The organism is Kineosporia mesophila, assembly GCF_021129235.1.
Classification (GTDB): domain Bacteria; phylum Actinomycetota; class Actinomycetes; order Actinomycetales; family Kineosporiaceae; genus Kineosporia; species Kineosporia mesophila.
Window position 1 is genome coordinate 1 of record NZ_JAJOMA010000061.1, and the last position, 208, is coordinate 208.

Annotated in this window: 1 protein-coding gene; it reads right to left on the reverse strand. The window is 67.3% G+C overall.

What is annotated here, in order from left to right; all coding sequences use genetic code 11:
- A partial coding sequence (locus LR393_RS34800) for a methyl-accepting chemotaxis protein (protein ID WP_231489487.1) occupies nucleotides 1–208 on the reverse strand: 208 nt, incomplete at both ends.

The following is a 208-nucleotide window of genomic DNA, read 5'->3' on the forward strand; positions in this document are numbered from 1 at the left end:
GAGATCTCCCGGGCCGCGTCGGCCGAACGCTCGGCCAGCTTGCGCACCTCACCGGCGACCACCGAGAAGCCCAGACCGTGCTCACCCGCCCGGGCCGCCTCGATCGAGGCGTTGAACGCAAGAAGGTTCGTCTGATCGGCAATGTCGCTCATCACCTGGACGATCTCCCCGATCTGGGCCGAGCTGCGCTGGATCAGCGAGATCGCCT